Origin of the sequence: Aquirufa rosea (genome assembly GCF_004118285.1) — a bacterium.
Lineage (GTDB): Bacteria > Bacteroidota > Bacteroidia > Cytophagales > Spirosomataceae > Aquirufa > Aquirufa rosea.
In genome coordinates this window covers 64,054-79,165 of record NZ_SDHY01000003.1, presented here as the reverse complement: position 1 = coordinate 79,165, position 15,112 = coordinate 64,054, and the positions used below count along the sequence as shown (strand labels likewise).

Annotated in this window: 12 protein-coding genes and 1 tRNA gene; 9 read left to right on the top strand and 4 right to left on the bottom strand. The window is 38.9% G+C overall.

Features of this window, described 5'->3' with window-relative positions; genetic code table 11:
• Positions 1–13: 13 nt before the first annotated feature.
• On the bottom strand, positions 14–634 hold the full coding sequence (locus ESB04_RS05545) for an FMN-binding negative transcriptional regulator (RefSeq protein ID WP_129026736.1): 621 nt from the start codon (positions 632–634) through the stop codon (positions 14–16).
• 99 nt (positions 635–733) lie between these two features.
• Positions 734–821 (bottom strand) — tRNA-Ser (locus ESB04_RS05540).
• A gap of 250 nt (positions 822–1,071) precedes the next feature.
• Between ESB04_RS05540 and ESB04_RS05535 the strand changes: the two genes are divergently transcribed.
• From ESB04_RS05535 to ESB04_RS05525, 3 genes are read left to right on the top strand one after another with little or no spacing between them, the layout of a single operon-like run.
• Positions 1,072–3,162: a HEPN domain-containing protein gene (locus ESB04_RS05535; RefSeq protein WP_129026735.1), complete on the top strand. Its 2,091-nt coding sequence runs from the start codon at positions 1,072–1,074 to the stop codon at positions 3,160–3,162.
• A 1-nt stretch (position 3,163) separates the two neighbouring features.
• Complete coding sequence (gene cobA / locus ESB04_RS05530; RefSeq protein ID WP_129026734.1) at positions 3,164–3,961, top strand: uroporphyrinogen-III C-methyltransferase; 798 nt, start codon at positions 3,164–3,166, stop codon at positions 3,959–3,961.
• Positions 3,951–4,340 carry a RidA family protein gene (locus ESB04_RS05525; RefSeq protein ID WP_129026733.1) on the top strand — a complete coding sequence of 130 codons (390 nt, stop codon included), beginning with the start codon at positions 3,951–3,953 and terminating at the stop codon, positions 4,338–4,340. Before cobA ends, ESB04_RS05525 begins: the two co-directional genes overlap by 11 nt.
• A gap of 92 nt (positions 4,341–4,432) precedes the next feature.
• Here ESB04_RS05525 and ESB04_RS05520 read toward each other — a convergent pair whose 3' ends face one another.
• Both ESB04_RS05520 and moaA read right to left on the bottom strand, forming a co-directional pair.
• Positions 4,433–5,416, bottom strand: a complete 984-nt coding sequence (locus tag ESB04_RS05520) for a bifunctional heptose 7-phosphate kinase/heptose 1-phosphate adenyltransferase (protein ID WP_129026732.1) — start codon at positions 5,414–5,416, stop codon at positions 4,433–4,435.
• A 2-nt stretch (positions 5,417–5,418) separates the two neighbouring features.
• A complete protein-coding gene (moaA, locus tag ESB04_RS05515) occupies positions 5,419–6,399 on the bottom strand; it encodes a GTP 3',8-cyclase MoaA (protein WP_129027033.1) in 981 nt (326 codons plus the stop codon).
• Positions 6,400–6,479: 80 nt separating this feature from the next.
• Between moaA and ESB04_RS05510 the strand changes: the two genes are divergently transcribed.
• The 6 genes from ESB04_RS05510 to ESB04_RS05485 all read left to right on the top strand — a co-directional run bounded on the left by ESB04_RS05510 (position 6,480) and on the right by ESB04_RS05485 (position 15,021).
• Entirely contained in the window at positions 6,480–6,725 is a 246-nt protein-coding gene (locus ESB04_RS05510; RefSeq protein WP_129026731.1) for a MoaD/ThiS family protein, read from the top strand.
• Positions 6,726–6,769: 44 nt separating this feature from the next.
• Entirely contained in the window at positions 6,770–8,665 is a 1,896-nt protein-coding gene (locus tag ESB04_RS05505; RefSeq protein WP_129026730.1) for an NADH-quinone oxidoreductase subunit 5 family protein, read from the top strand.
• A gap of 22 nt (positions 8,666–8,687) precedes the next feature.
• Positions 8,688–10,346 (top strand): complex I subunit 4 family protein, encoded by a 1,659-nt coding sequence (locus ESB04_RS05500; RefSeq protein WP_129026729.1) that lies wholly within the window; start codon positions 8,688–8,690, stop codon positions 10,344–10,346.
• Between the two features lie 10 nt (positions 10,347–10,356).
• Positions 10,357–10,716 carry a TM2 domain-containing protein gene (locus ESB04_RS05495; protein ID WP_129026728.1) on the top strand — a complete coding sequence of 120 codons (360 nt, stop codon included), beginning with the start codon at positions 10,357–10,359 and terminating at the stop codon, positions 10,714–10,716.
• Between the two features lie 24 nt (positions 10,717–10,740).
• Positions 10,741–11,637: a hydroxypyruvate isomerase family protein gene (locus tag ESB04_RS05490; RefSeq protein WP_129026727.1), complete on the top strand. Its 897-nt coding sequence runs from the start codon at positions 10,741–10,743 to the stop codon at positions 11,635–11,637.
• Between the two features lie 153 nt (positions 11,638–11,790).
• Complete coding sequence (locus ESB04_RS05485) at positions 11,791–15,021, top strand: T9SS type A sorting domain-containing protein (RefSeq protein WP_129026726.1); 3,231 nt, start codon at positions 11,791–11,793, stop codon at positions 15,019–15,021.
• The last annotated feature ends 91 nt before the right edge of the window (positions 15,022–15,112 follow it).

The following is a 15,112-nucleotide window of genomic DNA, read 5'->3' as shown; positions in this document are numbered from 1 at the left end:
AAATAATGATGCTCTATTTACTCTTTTTAAAGTTTTTACTCATGTATTCTCCAATGAGTTGATCTTGAGTAGATGAACTCTTGGATAATGCTTCAGCTATTTGAACTTGTTCCTTTTCCGTTCTATTCTGACTTATTTTCTTTTTAGCCTGAATTTCGGAAACAAAAAATTCAAATGCGACAATCCCCTTCAACATACGAGATTTATAGTCCTCAGAAAGACCATACCATTGTTTTTGGTAAGTACTTTCATAAAAATCTATACTTGCCTCCAAGATACGTTGAGATACTTCTTCTGAAGGAGCCCAAATAGCTTTACCATATAAATGCACGGAAATATAATTCCAAGTTGGCACATTTTGCTCCTTTTCATAGTGAGAAGGAGAAATATAGGCATGTGGTTCTTGAAAAATGATTAAACTTTCCTGATCAACTATGTACTTCCAATGTTCATTGGCTTTGGCAAAATGTGCCTGCAAAACAATTTGATTATCTTGAACGGAAGCAAGAAAAGGTAATGGAGTAGCAATAGGCTTTCCCTCTACGCTGGTTATAATTGTCCCAAAACTGAATCGTTGAATGAATTCAAGTATTTCGGATAAATCGGTCAGATGATTGATGGTAGGAATGTACAAAGTTCAGCGGATTTATGTGAACAAATGTATTGATTTCCTATGGATACGCTCATTCAAACATAAAAAAAAGACAAACCTTGTATAGATTTGTCTTTTTTGCAGAGGGGAAGGGATTCGAACCCTCGATAAGCTTTAGGCCTATACACACTTTCCAGGCGTGCTCCTTCAACCACTCGGACACCCCTCTGTTTGGGTGGGCAAAAGTAATCAATTCTTTTGAAGAATGGAAGCAGTCTGATTTCTAATCCTTAGTTAAAGTTTATTATTTCCGCTTTGTTTATGCCTTAAAACTCAAGATATAGTCCATTAAAAAAGTCATTAATTGGGAAAAGTTTTGACATTAGCGCTCAAAATTCTTTGTTGAATTACTTGTAATTTGTACTTTTGCTTAAAATCTATATATTATATAGAGTATATCAGATTAAATACGTTTCCTTATGCAAAGTTTCCGCTCAGAAATAGAAAATCCCGTAGTAGAAAAAGACATCCTTGATCTTGCCAAAAAAATTGCTCAATTCCGAGCTGGGGAGATTCATGAAGAAAAATTCCGAAGTTTGCGCTTGGCTCGTGGCGTTTATGGTCAAAGACAACAAGGGGTTCAGATGGTTCGCATCAAGCTCCCTTACGGGAAGATCAAGTTCAACCAATGGAAGCGAATCGCGGATATTTCGGATGAATATTCTACTGGAAATTTGCATTTAACGACCCGTCAAGACATTCAAATTCACTTTGTTTCCTTGGATCGTACGCCTGAATTATGGGCTAAATTGGAGCAAGATGATATTACTCTGCGTGAAGCTTGCGGAAATACCGTAAGAAATATCACTGCTTCACCTACCTCGGGCATAGACCCGAAAGAGTTATTTGATGTGAGTGCCCATGCCGATACGGCATTCAGGTATTTACTTCGTAATCCCATTTGTCAAGAAATGGGAAGAAAAGTGAAAATTTCCTTTTCCAACACCGATGAAGACACCTCTTTAGCCTATTTACACGACATGGGCTTTATTCCCAAAATCCAAGAGGGTGTACGTGGATTTAAAGTAGTAGTAGGTGGAGGACTAGGTGCTCAACCCATGTTGGCATATACAGCCTTTGAATTTCTAGCTGAAAATAAAATTATTCCGTTCATGGAGGCCGTTTTGCGTGTATTTGACCGCCATGGGGAGAGAAATTCTCGCCACAAGGCCCGCATGAAATTTTTAATTCAAAAAATTGGATTTGAAGCCTTCATGGATTTGGTTCAGGCTGAAACTAAGGCATTAAAAAATCAGATCGTTGAAATCCCTAGTGATGGCGTCTGGGAAGTTGCCTTACCCAATAAACTAGCTGATATTCCTGCAGACAATTCGGCAGAATATCAAACTTGGTTAAGCTCCAATACCTTTGAACAAAAACAAGCAGGGTATTTTGGTGTATATGTGCGCATCCTAAATGGTAACATTTCCAGCGATACCTCAAGAAGTCTAATGAAAGCTTTGGAGGGTTATGTAGGAGATGATGTGCGCATAACCATTAACCAGGGTTTAATGTTGAAATTTGTACCTCAACAAAACCTTCCTTACGTTTATCAAGTATTAAAAGATCATCAATTAGCAGCTCCAGGTGCTAATTCGGTAGCCAATATTACTGCTTGTCCGGGTACAGATACATGTAATTTAGCCATTTCTGATTCTACCCATATCACTTCGAAATTGGAGGAAGTGATATCTCAAGATTTCCCAGATTTAATTCTTGACAACCAAATGAAAATCAAAATTTCGGGTTGCATGAATGCCTGCGGACAACACAGCATGGCAAGTATTGGATTCCATGGATCTTCGTTAAAAGCACCTGACAAACGAGTGCTCCCTGCCCTTCAAGTTTTATTAGGTGGGGCCACATTAGGAAATGGTGAAGGTAAAATAGCGGATAAAGTCATCAAAGTGCCTTCCAAAAGAGGTCCCGAGGTGTTACGAGTTATCCTAAATAATTATGAAGAAAATTCCCAAGAAGGAGAATATTTCCATGAATACTATGACCGTCAAGGTGAAAAATATTTTTATGCTTTATTGAAACCAATCGCCGATTTACAGACACTTGAAGATGATGATTTCATCGACTGGGGTGCGGCTGAGAGCTTTCAAACTGAAATTGGGGTTGGGGAATGTGCCAGTGTCATTATTGATTTGGTGGCAACCTTGCTTTTTGAATCAGAAGAAAAGTACGATTGGTGTAAAAGTGCTTTAGAAGATAAACGCTGGGCCGATGCCATCTATCATGCTTATAGCGTATTTATATCAGCAGCCAAAGCCTTGTTATTAGACAAAAGTGTACAATCCTCCACCCAGCATGCAGTAATTACGAAGTTTGATGAACATTACGTTCAGAGTGGAGAGTTTGATTTAAATGGTAAAAGCTTTACCGACTTAGTCCTACAAATCAATCAGCATGAACCAAGCGAGGAGTTCGCGAAGACTTATGCCCAACAAGCTTTGATTTTTTTAGAAACTGCCAGTTCATTCCGCCAATCTCTTGCTAGTAATTAAGATGATCCAACAATTAAGTCGATTTAAATCATTAGAACCTCAGCCTCAACTAAGTGTAGTAGGTGCAGGTCCTGGCGACCCGGAACTAATCACTGTAAAAGCCATCAAAGCCTTGGAAAAAGCTCAAGCTGTACTATATGATTCCTTGGTAGATATCAGTCTTCTCGACTACTGTTCACCCATTTGTGAAAAAATATTTGTGGGCAAAAAAGCAGGGGAAAGCCATTCCCAAAATCAGATCAATGAATTAATTGTAAAGAAAGCTTATGAGTTGGGACATGTGGTGAGATTAAAAGGTGGCGATCCCTTTGTGTTTGGTCGTGGCCAAGAGGAAATTGATTATGCCCGCCAGTTCGGACTTCAAACTGCCTATATTCCGGGAATCAGCTCTTCTTATGCCGCTGCAGGAGCTGCCGATATTCCTCTGACAATCAGGGGGGTAAATGAAAGTTTCTGGGTCATGACTGGAACTAAGTCAGATGGCACCCTCAGCAATGATTTACATTTAGGATTACAATCTACGGCAACTCTTGTCATTTTAATGGGCATGCATCGTTTAGGGGAAATTTCAAGAATTTGTCAAGAGGCAGGTAAAGGACATATCTCAGCGGCTATTGTTCAGCAAGGAACTACCTCGGCGCAAAAGCTGGGTGTAGGTTTGGCGGGAGAGCTTGAAAATTTGGCAAAAAATGAAGACCTTAGCAACCCTGCGGTAATCATTATAGGAGAGGTTGTACGCCACTCGGTAGGTGATATCTGGGAAAAAGTGTCACATATAATCAATAAAAATGAGCAATAGAATTTCAATATCAAGTGGTTCTCCATTCGAAGATGTATTTGGTTACTGCCGTGCGGTAAAAACTGGAAATTTATTAGAAATATCAGGAACAGTGGCCCTGGTGGATGGAGATAAAGTAAAGGAAGATGATTTATATGCCCAAACTTATAACATCATTGAGCGCATAGCAGTAGTTTTAGAAGAAGCAGGTTCTTCGCTTGAAGACGTGGTAAGAACCCGTATTTTCACAACGGATATTTCCAAAAATCTGGATATTGCCAAGGCTCATGCTCACTTCTTTTCGAAGATCAAGCCAACTACTGGAATTTATGAAATTTCTGCGCTGATTGCACCTCAATACAAGGTTGAAATTGAATTCACCGCTTGGGTGAAGGAATAACTTATCAATTTCTTGATACAATAATAAAAATATATGTCGTTAGACAAACGCTGTTAAGGTTTGAAACCTTGACAGCGTTAAAAAAATCAAGCTTACATTAAGTGGCTCTCTGCCTCCCTTTTCAATAATTCCTTATCAATAGGAACTACTCCCAAAGATTCACAAACTAGCCCCCCACCTAAATTCGCCAAAGAAGCAATTTGTCTAGCAGGCAAATCTAATGCAAGTGCACAGGCAGCAATGGATATTACCGTATCTCCTGCCCCTGAAACATCAGCGATCTGACGAATATGTGCAGGTATTCTTACTTGTTCATTCCCTAAATCCATCAGCACACCTTTCTCAGATAAGGTCACAAATACTCCTTCAAATCCTTGACTCACTTTAAATCCATGAACTGTTTCCTGTAATTTTTGTCCTTCCAAATCTTCTGGAAATAGGCCCAAGCCATCTCTTAATTCATGTAAATTAGGCTTGAATAAAGTAGCACCGCGATAACTGAAAAAATTTCGCTTTTTAGGATCTACCACAGTTGGAATACCATGTTCCCTAGCTAAAGTAATCACTTCTTGAATGAATGATTCATGCAAAACGCCTTTGTCATAGTCCTCAAAAATCACCACGTCAACTTCCTTGATACAGGCATTTACTTTATTCAATAGTTCTGCAGTACTAGATTCTTGCACTAATTTATCCGTTTCCGAATCTACGCGTAATAACTGCTGAGAACCCGCAATCACCCGCTCCTTGATGGATGTAGTCCTACCTTTTTCCTCTACAATTCCAGTAGTAGCAATTCCCTCTTTCTCCAACAATGATTTCACTAGTTCCCCAGCTTCGTCGTCACCCACCACAGAAACCACCCAAGGTTTTGCACCTAAACTTGCAATATTCATCACCACATTACCCGCTCCTCCTAATCTGGCTTCTTTCTTAATTACTTGTACCACAGGCACTGGAGCCTCAGGTGAAATCCGACTAACCTTACCCCAGGTATATGCATCTATCATCAAGTCTCCAATTACCAACACTTGTAATTGGCTAAAGCCTTTAAAAATATCATTCACTGTTTTCATCGCTATCCGCCAATGGTTGTCATCGACTCGTTTATAATTCCTTTTCTATTTTTCTCTGCTTCAAAACCATCTTTAGGTCTATTCCCGAACAAAGCCAAGAAGGTTTGCCTAATTTCTTGATCACTAGCACCATTTCTAAGAAAGGCTTTCATATTAAAGACTCCATCATCATACAAACAAGTCTTCACTTCCCCCATGGCAGTCAAGCGAATACGATTACAAGTACCACAAAAAGTCCTACTAAAAGCCGCTATCACTCCCACATCTCCTTTATACCCTGATATCTGATACCTGGTTGATGTTTCTCCATAATGCGATGCCAGTGGAGTCAAAGCGCCATAATGACTACGAATATGTTCTAATATTTTAATAAAGTCCCAAGTTAATTTAGGGGCTTCTTTACCCGAACCGTTAAAGGGCATTTCTTCTATAAATCGGACAGAAATGGGGAATTTATCGGTCAACCTTACCAAAGGTAAAATATCTTGCTCGTTTTTACCCTCCATAACCACGGCATTGATTTTCACCTGAAATTGGGCATGAATCAAGGCTAACATGGCCGAGTAAACTACTTCAAAATCATCACGCCGAGTAATTTGACGGAAGCGATCCCTATCCAATGAATCCAAACTCAAATTTACAGACCTAACCCCAAGGTCGAGTAATTTGGGAATATGCTTTTCCAAAAGTACCCCATTACTCGTCAAACAAATTTCTAAGCCATCTAGCCGGCTAAGCTCTTCTAAAAACTCGATAATTCCGGAACGTAATAAAGGTTCCCCACCTGTAAGTCGTATTTTCTTTAGTCCCAAGGCATATAATTGTTGAACAATTCGAAGCATTTCTTCCCAAGTCAACAATTGTTTTTCGGGTAAATAGTGAATTCCCTCCTCAGGCATACAGTAAAAACAGCGCAGATTGCACCTATCTGTTACGGCCAAACGTAAATAGGTCATTTCTCTACCGTGGTTATCATAGAGAATAGGTCGAGAAGAAGTTAAGCTTTGAGAATTATCCAATATATTTGCAATAATTACAAAGGTACAAAATCGCCCTCAAACGAATGCCAAACTATCGAATTCTCCTTTTTGGTTTAACTCGGGATTTACTGCAAAACAAGGAAATTGTATTTAGCACCTCCGAAATCAAAACGGTGGATGAATTATTGCAGGAATTAAAAATGAACTATCCTTCTCTTGCCAATCTTCCTTCACTTCGCATAGCTGCAGAACACCATTTCCCGGATGCTCAATTTATCCTTCAAGAAGGCATGGAAATTGCTCTAATTCCTCCAGTTAGTGGCGGTTAACCGACAAAGAACTGTATATTTGCAAATTAAACTCGTGTAACCCGATGGGCTTAACCTCCTTATTTATGGGCCTCCTCCTATTTCCTTGGATTTCGGCCATGCTCATCGCGGTGGTTTCTAGTCTGCCCAAACAGATTATCGTTTATTTTTCTATTGGTTTATCCCTTTTACAATTGAGCATCATTGGATATTTTATCCTTCAACTAGGGGGTGAGAGTACTTCTTGGCAGGGGAATTGGTTTAATGTGGGTGATATTACATTTAGTGCCAGTTTTGTAGCGACTTCCTCTGCACAGCTTATTGCTCTTTTGGTAGGTATTGTGGCCTTATTGGTTCAGCAATTCTCCCAATCTTACTTAAAAGATGAACCTCAACTAGCCCGATATTATTTGTACCTGCACTTATTTGCAGCTTCCATGTACCTATTGCTATTTACAGATCAAATTTGGATATTTTATGCTTCTTGGGAACTAGTGGGTACCTGTTCATACTTACTTATCAGTTTTTGGCATCAAAAACAGGCTGCCATTAAAGCTGCAAAAAAAGCCTTTTTATTAAATCGTTTAGGGGATATCGGTTTGCTATTGGGTTTGATGGGTTTATCTATGCATTTTCATACTTTGGAATTTTCACAGATGCAGGTGAGTAGTTATGGCCCAGCCCCAATCCTTGTTGGTTTAGGATTGTTAATAGGAGCCATGGGAAAATCTGCCCAATTCCCACTCATGTCTTGGCTACCTGATGCCATGGAAGGCCCCACTCCTGCTTCCGCCTTGATTCATGCGGCAACCATGGTGGCAGCAGGTGTCTATTTAGGAATCAAAATTTTCCCAATTACTGGAGAGGATCTACATTTATTGATGGCAGGAATTGGTGCTATTTCCTTACTCAGTGGGGCCGTTTTTGCTCTATTTCAAAATGACATTAAAAAAGCATTGGCTTATTCAACCATTTCCCAATTAGGACTAATGTGGATGGGGATGGGTTCTGATGCCTCCTTATTGCATTTATTTGTGCATGGCATCTTTAAAGCTGGATTGTTTCTCTCAGCAGGTTCAGTCATACACTTTTTACACCAACAAAAATCCAGTCATCATTTGGACAGTCAAAGCCTGAGTAACATGGGCGGACTCAGAAAACACCTCCCTTGGACCACCTTAGGATATGGAATTTTTGCAGCCGGCTTGATGGGCTTACCCCTAAGCAATGGTTTTTACAGTAAAGAAAATCTAGCTGGACTTCTTTGGGAAAATGCGCAAAACAGTCCCTATTATCCGATTTATTGGGCCCTATTAGGCTGCTTGGGATTAGGTATGCTACTTAGTAACTGGTACATCAGCAAACAGTTTTACCTAATCTTTATGGGAGAAAACCGTCAAGGATTACATTTTGAAAAAAATACAACTTGGAACTTCCATCAAAATCTTCCTATTCTAATATTGGCTTTATTCAGCTTATTCTTCTGGATTAGCCCTAATGTCTTGCATTTCCAGCAATCTTCACTCTTAAACTGGTTTCACCTTAAAACCTTCGAAGTACCTTCTTTTTGGTTAATCATATCCTTTCTCAGCTGGGTGCTGGGATTAAGTTTGACCTGGTTTACCAAGGCTTGGATTCCTCTTGAAAACTATCGTTTTTGGTCTAATTTTTGGCCTTCTATTTTTGAACTTACCCATTGGAAAGCCCGCTGGGCCTATCTTTTAGACTCACTTATCTTAGACAGATTTTTAATTTGGTTAGCACAATTACAGGTAATTAGTGGCCATATTTTTGCATGGGCAGATCAATATGCTTTAGATGGTATTTTAGTTGGACTTAATACTAAAATATATCAATCAGCCGGGCAATTACTGAGTAAGTGGCAATCAGGGAAAATTCAACAATATTGGATAATGGTATTTATAACGTTTGGCCTATTTTTACTCTACCTTTGGATGTAAATGAGCCACAGAAAATGACATAATGGGTTTACCGCTTCTATCATTTATAATTTTATTGCCCTTGTTAGGTTCCCTTCTATCCGCAGTGGGTAAATGGGAAAAAGGACTTAAGCTTGGAGCTACAGGCATTTCCATGCTACAATTGCTCGCTTTAATTTACATGGGCAGCACATTTGACCAGACTAGCTCATCCTTCCAATGGAAAGAAGAAGTTACTTGGATACAATTACCTTTAGGTTCATTGGGGAATTTTATCATCAAATATTCCTTGGGAGTAGATGGATTGAGTTTCCTATTAATTGCACTTACTGGACTTATCTCCTTATTAGCAATCCTCAATTCCCATACTATTACGGAGAAAAAAAGTGGATACTTTTCTTTGATTTTATTGCTTAATGCCGCATTGATGGGCTGTTTCTTAGCTCGAGATTTGTTCCTCTTCTACGTGTTTTTTGAATTCATGTTATTACCCATGTATTTCCTCATTGGAATTTGGGGTGGGCCTCGAAAAAACTACGCATCCATCAAATTCTTTATATATACCTTAATAGGCTCCCTGTTTATTTTGATTGTGATGTTGGGAATCGCCTTGGCCTATATCGATCCCTATGAAACTGCCCGACATTTAGGGCTTATTCAAGAAGGGCAAAATTTTGATTTGGAAGCATTAAAAAATCTTCAATTATCCATAGCCAACAAAGAAATTGCATCATTCGATATAGTTCATAGCTTCGATATGCAAGCATTGAGTGATGTAAATAATTGTCAACCCAGCAGTATTCTACATCCCAATTCAGGCTGGTTATTACAAGGAATGAGTGCCCGAATGTGGGGCTTTTGGCTATTGTTTATTGGTTTTGCCATCAAATTGCCCATGGCACCTTTACATACTTGGTTACCGGATGCACACGTAGAAGCTCCCACTCCCATTTCGGTACTTTTGGCTGGAGTATTATTAAAAATAGGAGCATATGGATGGCTTAGGACAGCTATTCCTTTCTTCCCTGCAGAAGCCTTAGAATCGGCCAACATCATGGCAGCCTTAGGTGCCATCTCTATTCTTTATGGAGCTTATAATGCCCTAGCCATGAATGATTTGAAGAAACTAGTGGCATATTCATCAGTTTCACACATGGGATTTGTGTTGGTTGGGATTGCCTCTTTTCAAGCTGAAGGTTGGCAAGGTGCTATATTTCAATTGGTGTCCCATGGTATTTTATCTTCGCTCTTATTTTTAATGGTAGGTGTATTATATGAAAGAACCCATGATCGCCAAATTGATCATTATTCAGGCATATCCAAATGGATGCCTCGCTTCACGCTTATTTCGGGAATTGCTATATTTGCTTCTTTAGGACTACCTGGGTTTTCTGGTTTCATTGGTGAATTTTTTAGCCTTTTAGGCGCATTTACAAGTCCACACATCCACCCTGCCTGGGCTATTTTGGGTGCATTTGGCATATTATTGGGAGCAGGGTATTTCTTATGGACCTTTCAAAAAGTCTATTTAGGAAAAACATATCTTTTTGATTCTTCGTGGCAATTGACCGATTTGAACCGATTAGAAATAATAAGTTTGTTTAGTCTTGGGATTTTAAGCATCATTTTCGGTATATTTCCACAATTAATCTTGGATTGGTCCAATAGCTTTGTGGCCAATTTCTTGACCACCCTACCTTAACAAGCAACTTATGAACCCAAGATTTTTGCCCTTGATTTCTCAGTTAGAAATGGAGGAAATGATTGCTGTCAAACAAAAACTACATGGTTTGAGCGATAGCCAGCAAGAACAATTTTTAGGTATTTATCTCGCAAGAAGGCGTGATACATTACTTATTTTACTCTGCACGCTGATGGGCTTTGTTGGCTTTGCAGGAGTTCAACGTTTAGTAACCAATCGGATTGGTTTAGGACTGCTCTATTTTTTCACAGGAGGTTTACTACTCATAGGAACCATCGTAGATTTAGTGAAATACAAAAAAATTGCCTTGAAATATAATTTAAATGTATTAAAAGAAACTAGTGCTCTTATTGGAAACTGGCAGCACTAAGATAAATTTTTGAAAAAAATAACCATGAAAACTAACATTACAAGAAGAGATGTCATCAAAAATTCCATGGGATTAGCGGGTCTAGGAATCTTTAGCGAATCCATGGAGCATCGTTTTAAGGAAGCTGATGTACAAGCTGGAATTGACTTAAAAGGTAAAGTAAATCACTCGGCATGCCGCTGGTGCTACCAAGCTATTCCATTCGAAGAATTAGTGGTAAATGCTAAAAAATTAGGTTTACAATCCATAGAGCTGACAGGGCCAGAAGAGTGGGATATTCTAAAAAAACACGATATGACTGCTGCCATTGGTTGGGGTAAATATCCAGAGGGAATGGGCTTAACTAATTTCTTCAATAAAGTAAAAAACCACGATCAATTGGTAGCTTTTTATGAGGATTTAATTCCTAGAGCTGCCAAAGCTGGCGTTAAAAACTTGATTACATTTTCTGGAAATAGAGATGGAATAAGCGATGAACAAGGCTTATTGAATTGCAAAAAAGGCCTTCAGCGCATCATGAAAACAGCCGAAAGACATGATGTGACCATTTCTATGGAACTATTAAATTCCAAAGTCAATCACAAGGATTACCAATGTGACCATACAGAATGGGGAGCTGTGCTTTGCGAGATGGTAGGTTCTGATAAGTTTAAATTACTCTACGACATCTACCACATGCAAATCATGGAAGGTGATGTAATTGCTACCATTAAAAAACACCACCAATACATTTCGCATTATCACACTGGAGGAGTTCCAGGTCGTAACGAAATTGATGATACGCAAGAATTAAATTATGCGGCTATCATCAAAGCTATTTACGATACAGGTTATAAAGGCTTTATTGGACAGGAGTTCATTCCTGCTCGTGCGGATAAAATGGCATCTTTAGAGCAAGCCGTTAAAATCTGCGACATATAATATCAAATCCCTGATTATTACGCAAGCTATTGTTTACCAGTAGCTTGCGTATTTTTTTTATCAAGTATTTGGAATTGAACTAAGCAATCAACTTGCTAGCATTTTCATGTCATGCTTTGTCCATTGATTTGAGCTCTAATATATGAGCTAAACATGAAACAAGTTTTGATTCTAGTCCTAAGCTGTGTCATCCATTGGGAAATATTTGGTCAATGTCCTGTCATACAAACTCATCCTGCTTCCCAATCAGATTGCGATGGGAATAGTATCCGAATGATCGTTAAAAGCGATGGAGATACATTTCAATGGGAGAAAAAGCGGCCTGGCGATGCTAATTTTAGTCTGATAAGTGGAGCAACAAGTCCCAATTATCAAATATATCCCACGGGGGGAACGAGCAACCCATCTGGTACATTATATCGTGTAAAGATTACCAAAAATTCCTGTCAAGTTTATTCCCAAGAAGCAAGTATAACTTTACATGCAATCAATTCCATTCTGAATCCAAGCATTTGTGAAAGGGCTACAGGTAAATTAATTCCACAGATTCCAGAAACTTCATCTAGCCAGATTCTAAGCTTTCAATGGACACGTTCTATCAATGGAGGGCCATTTGAAGATATGATGGATGATACTAATTTTTCAGGAACAAAGACAAGAGAATTAAGTATTTCCAATGCTTCCATGGCGCTGAATAGTCAGAAAATTAAGGTCAGAATCAATTTTATCATTAGCCCCAATAATGATAATGAAGGCTCTTTGACCAATGACAACCAATCAAGTACTTGCCCCAGAACTTCCTCTGAGGTGAGCTTACAAATCAAAAATGCCCCCATCCCTACACATGCTTCCAATGTATACAAAGGGTGCATTGATGGTACCATTTCCGTCAATTCAACAGGGTGCTCACCATATTCTACCTTTTGGTATGATACCAATGGCCAAAAATTGGGTGAAGGCGCTAGATTAAGCGTAATCTTACCAAATAATACCGCAGTACAATACAAGGCCACTTGTTTCAAAAATGGGTGCGAAAGCTTGCCTTCTTTGGGAACTTATGCTCAAGCATTTCCTATTCCGGCAGCCCCTAGCAATAGCGGAACACCCAGCCAAGTATGTAGTGGCAGTCTAATTACCTTCAAAGCCTCTGGAGGAAGCAATAATATTTGGTACATAAATTCCACAGACAAATCTCCCATCAGCACTGCCACTTCTATTCAAGTCAGTCAAGTCAATTCCAGCCAAAATATGCTAGAAATAACGCGTTGGGTATCACAGAAAGTCAACGAATGTGAAAGCAATAAAACAGCCATTCGAGTCAATATTTCTCCATCCATCTTGGCTGATGCAGGAGAAAACAAACAAGTATATAGAGATGAATTATATGAAACTGGAAAGTACTTAACAGCAAGCCAAGGAACCCCTCCCTATTCCTACACTTGGTCTGCCCCTACTAGCACACCCATAACTAATTCCCAAGCAAGTAATCCTACCATTGGGCCATTCCGTTCCTCCGGATACGTCAAACTTCAAATAAGAGACCAGTCCAACTGCATCGCTAAAGACTCCGTATTCATTCAATGGGAAAATCAAACTCAAGTCGTACCAACAGACAGCGTATCCACACCAACAATTCCTACGGATAGTACCCAAATTTCAGATGATGAGAAAAATGAATCCTTACCGAATGAAGACTTAATACCCCCTTTGGAAGAGGAAATACTGGAAACTCAGGTTCCTCAATGGCATGAAATAAGCTATACTATGGAGCCATTGTGCCAACAAGATGCCTATAAAATACTGGTATCAGGATGCCCTGGAAATGTCATGTATTTTAATCAATTTGGACCGGAACAATTGAGAGCCCAAGGGGCTGAATGGATAGTAGATGCTCGATATGAATTATTTGTCCAAGTACGATGCTCAGATCCTAACAGCAACAAAATTGACCTACGCATCCCTCCATTAAAAAAGCCCATAATCCCCATTATCAAAAACTTTGAAAAATACGTTTGTGAAAATCAAATTGCACAAATAGAAATTGATCATGCCTATAAAAATCAGTTTATAGGTTGGGAAAAAGATGGTCATTTTTTCTCAGAGGCATTTATTTTACATCAAATTTTGGAGGCGGGGGAATATCAAGCGATTATCCAAAATGAATCCTGTTTTTACCGAAGCGAGCTATTGGTATTAGAAGTCAAAGCACTACCGCAGTCACCACATATTTTATCAAAAAAATCATCCCTCTGTCTACGAGATAGTACAAGCATTTACGTAGCTGATAACTATCCCTATGTTAGGTGGAAGCATCATGAACGTCATCATTCTTTTACTTTTAAGGCTCAAAAGCCTGGCAACTTTAATTTTCAGGCGCAAATCAGCTTAGATCAGCAATGTTGGTCAGATTGGTCTGCCCCCTTTTCCATTCAGGTTCATGAGCAACCAGAAGCACCTAAAATAATAGCCACTCCTGCATTAGGCTTTTGTGAAGGGGATTCCATTCAACTAATGGTTCCAGCATCTTATCATCAATATGAATGGAATACTTTGGAAAATAAATCTGCCATCCATAGTAAAAAGCCAGGTAAACATTGGATTAGAATACAAAATCAATTTAACTGTTGGTCAAATTCTAGCGATACCTTGCAAAGTTACTATTATCCTGAAATGCCCAAGCCTAGCATTCTAGCATTTCCAAGTAGGCAATTTTGTGCTGGCGATAGCATTATCCTTCTTTCAAGTAACGCCCATACTTATCAGTGGAAAAATGGATCCAATACTTCCCGTATTGGTATTAAAGAATCAGGAAATTATTGGCTTAAAGTGCAAAATAGTTTTGGCTGTTGGTCAAAAAACAGCGACGAAATATCAGTATACAGAAGGGAGAAACCTATGCTTCCAGCACTAAAAAAATCTGGGATATATTTTGCGGAAGCCATCAGCCTGGATAAACCAGATGAATATGAATGGCTCAAAGATCAAAAGAAATATCCCTCATCCCTAGCTTTAATCAAAATTCAAGAAGCAGGACTTTATCAGGTTAGAGCAAAAAAGAAATTTTCAATGAATGATGGTACAAGTATCGAATGTTTTTCGCCTTTCCAAGCCATTATTATGAGTATTCCAGAGGACTTACAAGGAATATCCATTTTCCCTAATCCCAATAAAAATGGTATACTCCGATTAGAATTATTGGAGAACCTGATCGGAGCAGAAGCAATCATCCTGAATTTACAAGGAAATGAACTTATCCGATACCCCTTACCCTCCAGTGTAGATCCAATCAAATTACAATTACCAGACCTACCGGCAGGTAGTTACATCTTAAAGATAATTGCCAACAATTACCAAAAGGAGAAAATCATTATATTAACACCATAATGAATACAGTTTGCCAAATAAAAAAAGGAGAATGCGAAGGATTGATGAATCATCCAATTGGAATAAAAATTACCCCCTGAATAATTTCAAC

Coding starts and splice junctions, on each gene's coding strand:
- ESB04_RS05535 (WP_129026735.1), top strand. CDS start 1,072: ATGCAAAGTTTCCGCTCAGAAATAGAAAATCCCGTAGTAGAAAAAGAC.
- cobA (WP_129026734.1), top strand. CDS start 3,164: ATGATCCAACAATTAAGTCGATTTAAATCATTAGAACCTCAGCCTCAA.
- ESB04_RS05525 (WP_129026733.1), top strand. CDS start 3,951: ATGAGCAATAGAATTTCAATATCAAGTGGTTCTCCATTCGAAGATGTA.
- ESB04_RS05520 (WP_129026732.1), bottom strand. CDS start 5,416: ATGAAAACAGTGAATGATATTTTTAAAGGCTTTAGCCAATTACAAGTG.
- ESB04_RS05510 (WP_129026731.1), top strand. CDS start 6,480: ATGCCAAACTATCGAATTCTCCTTTTTGGTTTAACTCGGGATTTACTG.
- ESB04_RS05505 (WP_129026730.1), top strand. CDS start 6,770: ATGGGCTTAACCTCCTTATTTATGGGCCTCCTCCTATTTCCTTGGATT.
- ESB04_RS05500 (WP_129026729.1), top strand. CDS start 8,688: ATGGGTTTACCGCTTCTATCATTTATAATTTTATTGCCCTTGTTAGGT.
- ESB04_RS05495 (WP_129026728.1), top strand. CDS start 10,357: ATGAACCCAAGATTTTTGCCCTTGATTTCTCAGTTAGAAATGGAGGAA.
- ESB04_RS05490 (WP_129026727.1), top strand. CDS start 10,741: ATGAAAACTAACATTACAAGAAGAGATGTCATCAAAAATTCCATGGGA.
- ESB04_RS05485 (WP_129026726.1), top strand. CDS start 11,791: ATGAAACAAGTTTTGATTCTAGTCCTAAGCTGTGTCATCCATTGGGAA.